Genomic DNA, 12,482 nt, shown 5'->3' with positions numbered 1-12,482 from the left:
CCGCTTTTCGCGCAATCGATCGCGGTACTGCTGAAAGCCGGAAGAGACGTGTACATGAGGATTCTGCCCGAACTGCACCTCTGAAGGCAGCGGAGGGAGACATTGCGATTATCGGCATGGCGGGCCGGTATCCGAATGCAAACAATATTCATGACTTTTGGAACAATCTGAAAGAGGGAATGGATTGCATTAGCGAGATTCCCGAGTCGCGCTGGGATGTGAGGCGCTTTGAAGGAATCACCTCCCCTTCAGGAAAAAGCATTTCTAAGTGGGGCGGATTTATTGATGATCCTGATTGCTTTGATCCCCAATTTTTCAGAATCACGCCTAGAGAAGCGGAGACAATGGATCCTCAGGAGCGGCTGTTTTTAGAAACATGCTGGGAAACGATTGAGGATGCTGGCTACACGCCGAAGACGTTGGCCACACCTAGAGGACGGAACAAAAGACAGCATGTAGGTGTTTTTGCCGGCGTCATGCACAAGGACTATACATTAGTCGGTGCTGAAGCAGCATCGAAGGAAAATGTGTTCCCTCTCTCTCTCAACTACGCGCAAATTGCCAACAGAGTGTCCTATTTTTGTAATTTCCACGGTCCGAGTATGGCGGTTGATACGGTATGTTCCTCATCTTTAACTGCCGTACATCTGGCGTTGGAAAGCCTTCGCCACGGAGAGTGCGAGGTCGCATTAGCCGGCGGTGTTAACCTTTCTCTGCACCCAAATAAGTATATGACGTACGGTGTTTGGGATATGTTTTCCACTGACGGGCACTGCCGCACGTTTGGCAAGGATGGGGACGGCTATGTGCCGGCAGAAGGAATTGGTGCGGTCTTATTAAAGCCTTTGCGCCAGGCCGAGAAAGATGGAGATCGGATTTATGCAGTAATTAAAGGAAGTGCAGTCAACCATGTAGGAACTGTAAGCGGGATTTCTGTGCCAAGTCCTGTTTCACAAGCTGATCTGATTGAGACATGCTTGGAGAAAACAGGGATTGACCCGCGGACTGTCAGTTATGTGGAAGCGCACGGAACCGGTACGTCTTTAGGAGATCCGATCGAATTACAGGGTCTGGTAAAAGCGTTCCGCCAATATACAGAGGATCGTCAGTTCTGTTCAATCGGTTCTGTCAAGTCAAATATCGGGCATGCGGAATCCGCCGCAGGTATCAGCGGTTTAAGCAAAGTCGCCCTTCAGCTTCACCATCAAACCCTCGTGCCTTCTTTGCATTCAGAAGAGCTGAACCCGTACGTTGACTTTGAAAAGTCGCCATTTTATGTGCAGCATAAAACCGAAACTTGGAAGCAGCCTGTTATCAATGAGAATGGTGAGAGAATCATCTATCCGCGCCGGGCAAGCATCAGTTCGTTCGGTGCAACGGGTTCTAATGCACATATGATTTTAGAAGAATACATTCCTGAAGCAGCGGAGCAGACCATGTCTGTATGTGACACCACACCGGTGATTCTTCCGCTTTCTGCCCGGAATCAAGAACGTCTTCATGTGTATGCGGAACGTCTCCTCGATTTTCTTCATGAGGGTCTTGAAATCAGAGATGTGGCTTATACATTGCAGATTGGCCGTGAGCCGATGGAAGAGCGGGTTGCTTTTTTGGCAGGCGGGATTCAAGAATTGAGAGGTCAATTAGAAGCATATCTAAAAGGACAGGAAACCATTGAGCATTGCTGGAAGGGCCGAATGACAAAAGAAACCGGTGATATTTCACTTTCAGCGGAAACAGTACATAAATGGCTGGAACAAGAAAATCTAAACCTGATCGCTGAAAAATGGGCCGGTGGATCTGCGGTTGATTGGAAGCTCTTATACGGGGAAAACAAACCTAAGCGGATCAGCTTGCCGACATACCCTTTCGCAAAAGTGCGGTATTGGGTGCCGGAGAAAGAGACAGAGACTGACTTGCCAAAACAGAATTTGACCCAAGGCCATGCCATTCATCCTCTCTTGCACGAAAATGTGTCTGACATGTCGGGCGTGCGTTTTCGTTCAGAGTTCACAGGGCGTGAATTTTTCTTAAAGGATCATGTCATTAAGGGTCAGCACATTTTACCCGGTGCAGCCTTGTTAGAAATGGTTCGGGCAGCTGCAGAAAAGGCGGCTGCGAACCAGATGCATGCAGATATTCGTCTTCAGGATATCGTTTGGATTCGCCCTGTTGCCGTCACAGATCTGCAATCAGACATATACATTCACCTTTATCCGGAAGACAATGGTGATATTTTGTTCGAAATCTGCAGGGAGAGTGACAGTGCGGGGGAGGAACCGGTGATATACGGCCAAGGAAGCGTTGTGCTTTGCCAGACTGAAGAAGCTCCTAAACTGAATATTGAAGAGGTGAAAGCAAGCTGCAGTAGACGCATTCTGCCGCCTTCTGTATGCTATGACGTTTATGCGGAAATGGGAATTGAGTACGGTGACGGCCACAGAGCGATTGATACTATATATGTCGGGGCAAACGAAGCTCTAGCTAAATTGAGTTTGCCGTCTGTCGTTTCACATACCCAAGATCATTATGTTTTGCATCCGAGCATGATTGATGCGGCATTTCAAGCTTCTATCGGTCTGAGGCTTGGAACAGAGGATGCCAGTTTCACAGAAAGCCAAGCAATGCTGCCTTTCGCATTGCAGGATGTCCAAATTTTCAAAGATTGTGAGCCTTCGATGTGGGCCCGCGTGAAATACAGCGAGGACAGTACCGCTGCGGATCGTATTCAGAAGCTTGACATCGATTTGTGTAATGAAGCGGGCCAGGTATGCGTGCGAATGAAAGGTTATTCTGCCAGAACTCTAGAAAACGAGACAGATTTAGCAACTGGCATACTTTTATTCGAGCATATATGGGAAGAAGCAGCTGTTACAGAGAAAAATGAGTTAATGGAATATCAGAGGCATAAAGTTATTGTTTGTGATATGGCAGAAAGGCAAATCGAAAGAATCCGGAACAAGTTTGACTGTACGGTATTGGAAAAAAGCGGGCAAGCAGTTCATGAGCGGTTTAAAGCGTATGCTTTACAGTTATTCGAAGACATTCAACAGCTACTAAACTCAAAACCTGGCGGTAATGTGCTCGTTCAAGTCGCTGTTCCTGCATTGGATGAACCGCAGCTGCTAAACGGCTTAACGGGACTTCTCAAAACGGCCCAGCTGGAAAACCCAGCATTCAATGGCCAGCTGATTGAATTTGATTCAGGGATATCTGCAACCGATCTGGCTGAAAAATTAGCAGAATGCAGGCAATATCCTCATGATAACCATATCCGATATTGGCAAGGAAAACGGTATGTAAGCAAATGGAAAGAGGCGGCAGCTGATCAACCCGTCACCGACATGCCATGGAAGGATAAAGGGGTTTATCTGATTACAGGCGGTGCAGGGGGGCTTGGTTTCCTATTTGCAAACGAAATTGCAAACAAAACGCGTGAGGCTGTCATGATTCTCACAGGCAGGTCTCCGCTCAATGAAAGAAAGCAGTCACAGCTTCAGAAGTTACAGGAAATGGGCGCGCGTGTTGTTTATAGACAAACCGATATGACTGAAAAAGAAGCTGTTTATGCTTTAACGAAAGAGATTCAAGAGGAATATGGCGGCTTAAATGGCATCATTCATAGCGCAGGCATTATAAAAGATAATTTCATTATTAAGAAAAAGAAAGACGAGATTCAAGATGTGCTCGCTCCAAAGGTCACCGGCCTGATTCATCTTGACGAAGCAACGAAAGATATCCCGCTCGACTTTTTTATCCTTTTTTCTTCAAATGCCGGGACAGTGGGAAGTGCAGGACAGGCGGATTACGCAATGGCAAATGCTTTTATGAATACATTCAGCGAGTACCGGAATGTCCAAGCAGCACATCACAAGCGCTACGGGAAAACCCTTTCCATGAGCTGGCCGCTGTGGAAAGACGGGGGCATGCATGTTGATGCTGAAACCGAAAGGATGCTGACGAGAGATACGGGTATGGTCGCCATGGAAACAGATGACGGAATTCAGGCATTATACCATGGGTGGGCCTCAGGAAAATCGCAGCTGATGGTGGCTGCAGGCGCGGCAAGCAAAATCCATTCATTTTTGGATCAAACAGGAAATGGACAATCTCCAAATGGAAAATACAAAAGTGAAATTCAGCATACTGAAAATGCGAGTTACGTGATGGGAGCCGACGAAGAGATGCTGAGAGAAAAAGCAGAGGATTATTTCAAGAGTGTGCTTTCCTCAGTTACAAAGCTGCCTGTCAGCCAGATTGACACCGAAGCTCCAATGGAGGATTACGGAATCGATTCAATTATGATCATGCATGTTACCGGACAATTAGAAAAAGTATTCGGTTCATTGTCTAAAACCTTGTTCTTTGAATACCTGAATATTCGGTCATTATCACAGTATTTTACTGAATCACATAGAGAAAAGCTGTTACACATCTTGGGGATTGAATCAGAAACATCTTCTTCAATAGAGGAAAATAGAAAGCCAGATTCTGAGACCGAAGAGAAAAAAGAAATTCCGGTTCGCCGCAGAAAGTCCGGATTCGTCCCCATGCAAAGAAACGGGCAAAAGCAGTCTGCTGAAAAAGAAACGGAAGAGATTGCGATTATCGGAATCTCCGGACGCTATCCGCAAGCAGACAACATCCATGAACTGTGGAAAAACTTGAGGGACGGACACGACTGTATTACCGAGATTCCTGAAGACCGCTGGGACCACAGTCTCTATTACGATAAAGATAAGGACAAACCAGAAAAAACGTACAGCAAGTGGGGAGGCTTTATTAAGGATGTAGATAAGTTTGACCCGCAATTTTTTCATATCTCTCCTCGTGAAGCAAAATTAATGGATCCGCAGGAGCGTTTATTTTTGCAATGTGTTTACGAAACGATGGAGGATGCCGGATATACAAGAGAGCACCTCGGCCGTAAACAGGATGCTGAGCTTGGCGGAAACGTAGGCGTTTACGTCGGTGTCATGTACGAAGAATATCAGCTGTACGGAGCGCAAGAACAAGCGCGTGGCCGGTCTCTGGCTTTACCGGGAAATCCGTCCTCTGTAGCAAACCGGGTATCCTATTATTTCGATTTCCATGGACCGAGTATGGCTCTGGATACGATGTGCTCTTCTTCATTGACCGCTATACATTTGGCTTGCCAAAGCTTGCAGCGCGGTGAATGTGAGGCAGCTTTCGCAGGGGGAGTCAATGTTTCAATCCACCCCAATAAATATTTGATGCTTGGACAGAACAAATTTATGTCAAGCAAAGGCAGGTGTGAAAGCTTTGGACAGGGAGGAGACGGCTATGTACCGGGAGAAGGCGTTGGAGCTGTACTCCTTAAGCCATTGTCCAAAGCGATTGAAGATGGCGATCACATTTATGGAGTCATTAAGGGCACAGCCATTAACCACGGAGGAAAAACAAACGGATACTCAGTCCCTAATCCAAAAGCTCAGGCAGAGGTCATTAAAAAGGCGGTTACAGAGGCGCAAATTGACCCGCGGGCTATCAGTTATATCGAAGCGCATGGCACAGGCACTTCACTCGGAGATCCTATTGAAATAACAGGACTGGCTAAAGTGTTCTCAGAACATACGAAAGACAAACAATTTTGTGCCATAGGCTCAGCCAAATCAAATATCGGGCACTGTGAGAGTGCAGCGGGCATTGCGGGATTAACAAAGGTATTGCTTCAAATGAAATACAGACAGCTGGCGCCTTCCCTTCATTCAAAAGTGCTGAATCCGAATATTGACTTCTTCAATTCTCCATTCAAAGTCCAGCAAGAGCTTGAAGAATGGAAGAAGCCGATCATTGAAGTAAATGGAAAAGAAATTGAATATCCGCGAATCGCAGGCCTCTCATCATTTGGCGCCGGAGGGGGTAACGCCCATATTCTAATAGAAGAATATGCTTCGAAATCTGAGCCAGAGCATTCTTCAGCGGGACAGACGGCTGTTATTGTGCTTTCAGCAAAAAATGAAGAGAGACTTCAAAAACGGGCGGAACGATTGCTGGATGCTCTCCGTGAGGGGCGTTATTCTGAAGCCGATCTGCCTCGTATCGCATATACGCTTCAGGTCGGACGGGAAGCAATGAATGAGCGTTTGGCGTTTGTGGCTGAAAATATGCAGGAGCTTAAAGAAAAGCTGAATGATTTTATATCTGGAAAAGAACACATTGATCACTTATATCGGGGACAAGTGAAGCGAAATAAAGAAACCATGGCAGTTTTTGCGGCTGATGAAGATATGGCGAAGACAATTGAAGCATGGGTTCGCAAAGGAAAATTCGCAAAGTTTTTAGACCTCTGGGTCAAAGGGTTAAATATCGATTGGAACATGCTTTATCAAAATGGTAAGCCGCGCCGTATCAGCTTGCCTGCCTATCCTTTTGCAAGAGACCGTTATTGGATAGAAGAAGCTGTGGTGAAGACAGTTGAAAAAAGACCGGTGAAGCCTGCTGTTACACCACAGTCAGTCATCCAAGCGCCATTTATTCCGGAAAAAGTCAGCGATAAGCCTGCCAATATTTCGTTACAGCCTTTGATGGCAAGCAGTCAGGAAACACCGCAAAGTACATCTGTTCTGCTGCAGCCGGTTAGAAAGCAGCAAACCATAACTGCTGAAGTCTTATGTGATGAATTGTCGGCAAGCTTAGCAGACGTGTTATATATGGATCAAAATGAAATCGACCCGGACGAGGCATTCATTGATATCGGCATGGACTCCATTACCGGTCTTGAATGGATAAAATCAATCAATAAGAAATTTGGTACATCGCTTCTTGTGACCAAGGTTTATGATTACCCGACAATCCGTGATTTTGCCGCTTTCTTAAAAGATGAAGTAAGCACACAAGCTGATGGAGAAAATGCAGAAAACCATCAGCAAAAATCAGAGGAGACGTATACACCGAACCAACGGGAATCCATCTCATCTAAACCGGATAATATTTCGTTGCAGCCTTTAGGCCATCATGAGCTGGAGCAGCAGAAACCAGTTGAAGACATTCAATATGCAGCTGCGGAAATTTCTGTTTCCAGTCAATATGCTGGAACAATTGAAACACTGAATGATGAATTAAAGGAAAGCATTGCTGAAGTGTTATGCATGGATTCCCAAGAGGTCGATATCGATGACACCTTTATCGATATCGGAATGGACTCCATTACAGGACTAGAATGGATAAAAGCAATCAATAAGCAATATAGCACATCATTTTCAGTTACCAAAGTTTATGATTATCCAACAATTCGTCAGTTTGCAAATATGTTAAAAGCCGAGCTTGTCAATCATAGTAATAGAAGTAAAGAAATAGCGGATGAGCTTTTCCAAGAGAATAAACAGCCTGAAGCACCAGCTAAAGCGAAACCCTCGGAGCGTTCGATTCAGCCCGTTCGGCTGCCAGCGATGAAAGCGCCTGAACAGAAACCAGACCGATCTCATCAAGGTTACCGAGACGATGCGATAGCCATAGTCGGGATGGCAGGCAGATACCCCGGTGCCAAGGATGTAAGAGAATATTGGGATCATCTGGTCAATGCAAGAAATGCGATCCGTGACATTCCGAAATCACGGTGGGATGTAGACAAATACTATGACCCGGCACTGAATCAAAAGGGGAAAGTCTACTGCAAATCACTGGGGATGCTGGATGATATTGAACATTTTGATCCGCTGTTTTTTAATATTCCGCCGTCAGAAGCTGAACTGATAGACCCGCAGCATCGAATCTTTTTGCAGGAAGGCTATAAAGCATTCGAGGATGCCGGATATAATGCGCAAACGTTAAGCAATAAAAAGTGCGGTGTTTATCTTGGCATTATGAGCAATGAATACGGAGTGATGCTGAATAGGAATCAGGCAAGAGCAAGCGCCACCGGAAACAGCTTTGCGATAGCGGCAGCGCGTATTCCGTATTATCTCAATTTAAAAGGACCGGCGATTCCGATCGATACGGCATGCTCATCCTCACTAGTCGGTACACATTTAGCGCGTCAAGCATTAGTAAACAAAGAAATTGATATGGCGCTGGTGGGAGGAGTCACCTTATACCTGACACCGGAATCTTATATCAGTATGTGTGAAGCCGGCATGCTGTCTCCTGATGGACAATGCAAAGCATTTGATAATGGCGCAAATGGTTTTGTTCCCGGAGAAGGGGCAGGAGCGCTCGTTTTGAAACGGCTGAAAGATGCAGAAGCGGATCGTGATCACATCTATGGTATTATTATCGGTTCGGGCATTAATCAGGACGGGAAAACAAACGGAATTACGGCACCGAGCGTGAAAAGCCAAATGGATCTGGAACGGGATATATATGAGACATATGGCATACATCCTGAAAGCATTAGCTATGTTGAAATGCACGGCACCGGAACAAAACAAGGAGATCCAATAGAATTAGAGGCGCTGTCAACCGTATTTAAAGAGAAAACAGACAAAAAGCAATTTTGTGCGATCGGTTCAGTGAAAAGCAACATTGGCCATACATCAGCGGCAGCGGGTGTTGCCGGGGTTCAAAAAGTGCTGATGTGCATGAAACATAAAACGCTGGTGCCTACATTGAACTTCTCTGAACCTAATGAGCATTTTCATTTTGAAGAATCGCCTTTGTATGTAAACACTGAGCTTAAGCATTGGGAAACGGCTGATAGAAAACCGCGGCGGGCCTGTGTGAGTTCTTTTGGATATAGCGGAACGAACGCCCACCTCGTGATTGAAGAATATCAGTCTGATAGAAACAATGATCCATTGCCAGATCGCCATCATTCAAAGTTATTTGTGCTCTCAGCGAAAAAAAGGCAGCAATTGAAGGCTTATGCCCAATCGATGAGAGACTTCGCAGATTCTAATAAAGATATCAATCTGGATGATATGGCATATACCCTTCAGACTGGCCGGGAACCAATGGACTACCGAATGGCATTTTTGGCTGATTCGAGAGAAATGCTTATCAAAACGCTTGAAGACTATATTGCAGATATTCCGAATACAGAAATGTATGACGCGCATGTCAAAACGAAGAAAAGTGAAATGAAAGTGTTTGAAACAGATAATGACGCCAAAGCCCTGCTGGAAACGTGGATTGAGAAAAAAAGGCTGGAGAAGCTGGCGGAATTATGGGTAAAAGGATTGCGAATAAACTGGAACGAGCTTTATGGCGATCACATGCCTCGCCGAATCAGTCTGCCTGCTTATCCGTTTGCAGAAGAGTACTATTGGCTGCCTAATGAAGATGCTGCAGAAAAAGACAGCCGTTCGGCATTGCCATCTGCTGCACGGCCTACGAAACAGAGCTTGTTACAAAAACAGTGGCAGTATTGCCCGATTACATCAGCAGAACGTAGGAGCCAAACGGTTGCCATATTGGCAAACGCAGAAACAAGGTCATTGGCTGGAGAGCTTTCCCAGTATTTCTCGAGCTATCGCATCATTGACAGCCAAGAGCTTGAGCATCTGTCAGACGCCGACTGGGAAAATGTCGGCGGAGCAGTGGATTTGATCGGATGCGGAATGAGCCATGAGCAATCGCTAAACTGGATCAGTTGGCTGCAAAAACTGATTGAGTTTGGCCGTAAACACAAGCAAGAATTGACTGTCTTGTGTGTGACGAAGGGGCTCGAGTCTTACGAAAATAAAGCTGTTAATCTGTCCGGTGCATCCCGGGCCGGTCTATACCGAATGCTCCAAAGTGAATACAGTCACCTTACATCAAGACATATGGACACAGACCATGTAACAGCTGAAAAGGAGCTGGCCAGACAGATTGCAGATGAATTTTATGCTGACAGCAGAGACACCGAAGTCTGTTATCGAGACGGACGGCGTTATCGCGCATATTTGGACGAGCGAACAACAGATGCTGTTAATCAAAAAGAATTATCGTTTCCGTCAGACCAGGTGCTGCTGATTACAGGTGGGACAAGAGGGCTTGGATTGGTGTGTGCGCGTCATTTTGTGCAAACATACGGGGTGAAACGATTGGTTCTCACCGGCCGTGAAGTCATGCCCCCGCGTGAACAGTGGGAGTTTCTTAAAGCGAAAAACACGCCGCTTGCTCAGAAATTGAAAGCCATCCAAGAGTTGGAAGCAATGGGCGCTCAAGTACAAGTACTGTCTCTTCAGCTATCCGATCCGCTTGCTGTCAAACAAAGCATCGAGACGATTCAGCAAACGATGGGAGCGATTGGCGGAGTGATTCATTGTGCCGGGGCAGTGAATAAACATAGTCCGGCATTTATAAGAAAATCAGCAGAAGAAATTCAAGCCGTGCTGGAGCCGAAAGTCGGAGGGCTTCAAACCTTATTTGACCTGCTCAAAGATGAGCCGCTGCAATTCTTTGTTTTATTTTCATCTGTATCAGCGACCGTCCCTGTGCTTGCGGCCGGACAAGCTGATTATGCAATGGCGAATGCATTTATGGATTATTTTGCAGAATCACATAAAGATAAATATCCGATCGTCAGCATTCAGTGGCCAAATTGGAAGGAGACCGGCTTAGGCGAGGTTCGAAGCAAAGCTTTAGAACAGACCGGACTGTTAGGCTTGAATAACGAGGAGGGATTGCAGCTTCTGGATCAGATTCTTTCTGAAAAACAAAAAGCTGTTGTCCTGCCCGCGATTCACCATACAGATGTATGGCAGCCGGGTAAGCTCATGCAGCACTCACTGACGGATAAGGCTTTCCAGCGTGCTGAGACAAGAGAATCAGACAGCGCTCAAAGCTTGTTCTATGGAACAGTAGAATGGCTTGTGACTATTTTTTCTGACGAGCTGAAGATAGGCGCCGAAGACCTTGAAACTGATGAGCCTTTTCAAGAATACGGAGTAGATTCGATTATTTTGGCGCAGCTATTACAGCAGATTAATCAAAAGTTAAAAGGAGATATCGATCCATCTATTTTATTTGAATACCCCACAATAGAATCTTTTGCAAAGTGGCTGATTTCTGAATATAAATCTGCCTTACCAGATGCTGTACATTCAGCTGCTTCAAAAGGACACGTGCCTGATGCGGCATCATTGCCGCCCGATCAGGCTTCCGCGGCGAAACAGCAAATGCAAAAGGCAAGCGACATAAAACCGGCGCTTCATGCAGAAGACATCGCGATCGTTGGCCTGACATGCCGATTTCCCGGAGCGGAAACGCTGGAGGCATACTGGGATTTAATACGTGACGGTCGATCAGAGATCAAACCCGTGCCGCCTGAACGCTTTGGCAATTCCAGCTCGTATTATGCCGGGGTAATTGAGGATCTGAACCGATTTGATCCTGATTTCTTCCTGATGTCCGATGATGATGTCAGAGCAATGGACCCGCAGGCTTTGGCAGTATTGGAAGAAAGTCTGAAGCTGATGTATCACGCCGGGTACACCGAAAAGGAAATGAAAGGCATGCGGGCTGGTGTCTATATAGGAGGTCGCAGTCAGCACAAGCCTGATCAATACAGTCTTTCAAAAGCGAGAAATCCGATTGTGGCTGGAGGACAAAACTATTTAGGCGCTAATATTTCACAATTTTTTGATTTACGAGGACCGAGTATTGTTTTGGATACAGCTTGTTCCTCTGCATTGGTCGGCATGAATATGGCCATTCAGGCTTTACGAAGCGGAGATATCGAGGCAGCGGTTGTCGGCGGTGTCAGTTTGCTCGATACAGATGCACATCGAATGTTTCAGGAACGCGGACTTTTAAGTGACAAGCCGTCTTTCCATGTATTTGACAAGCGAGCAGAAGGCGTCGTTTTAGGAGAAGGCGTGGGAATGGTTTTAGTCAAAACGGTCAGCCAAGCACTTGAAGACGGAGATTCCATTTATGCTGTCATTAAAGCCGCAGCTGTAAACAATGACGGAAGAACGGCAGGCCCGTCCGCGCCGAATCTTGAGGCGCAAAAGGACGTGATGCTGTCGGCGCTTGAGAAAAGCGGCAAAAAGCCTGAAGAAATCAGTTATCTCGAAGCAAATGGATCTGGTTCAGTTGTGACGGACTTGCTTGAGCTTAAGGCGATTCAAGCGATTTACCGTTCCCGCTGCAATGCTCCATTAGGATTGGGGTCGGTTAAACCTAACATCGGCCACCCTTTATGCGCAGAAGGGATAGCAAGCCTGATTAAGGTCGCTTTGATGCTGAAACATAGACAATTGGTTCCGTTCCTGTCAGGTGATGAGAAAATGACGCATTTTAATATTGAGGAAACGGATTTGTACTTTTGTAAAACACAAGCCGAGTGGAAAGAGAAAACGCCGTCTGCAGCGATTAATTGTTTTGCCGATGGAGGAACGAATGCCCACTTGATTATAGAAGCCTGGGATGACTCGGCTGATCGGCCGATCAGAAGAAAGCCTTTGCCGCTGCCGGCACTGCATCGGCGGCCCGTTTTAACAGAGAATCGAGCCCTATCAGCTCAAACTGAGCGGGGACAAGGGTTTTCAGACAAGAGTGCTCCTAAAGAAATGTTTTGGAAAACTTTCAAATAA

1 protein-coding gene (running past one end of the window) is annotated in these 12,482 nt (G+C 46.1%); it reads left to right on the top strand.

All coding sequences use genetic code 11. The features are described 5' to 3' along the window. Positions 1-12,482, top strand: the 3' portion of a protein-coding gene (locus AU387_RS11850) for a type I polyketide synthase (RefSeq protein ID WP_082687895.1). Its footprint begins 1,252 nt before the window's first position; the window shows 12,482 of its 13,734 coding nt (coding positions 1,253-13,734); the start codon falls outside the window, past its left edge; its stop codon occupies positions 12,480-12,482.

Source organism: Bacillus halotolerans (assembly GCF_001517105.1).
In the GTDB taxonomy this organism is placed as follows: domain Bacteria; phylum Bacillota; class Bacilli; order Bacillales; family Bacillaceae; genus Bacillus; species Bacillus halotolerans.
This window is presented reverse-complemented; position numbering and strand designations above follow the sequence as displayed.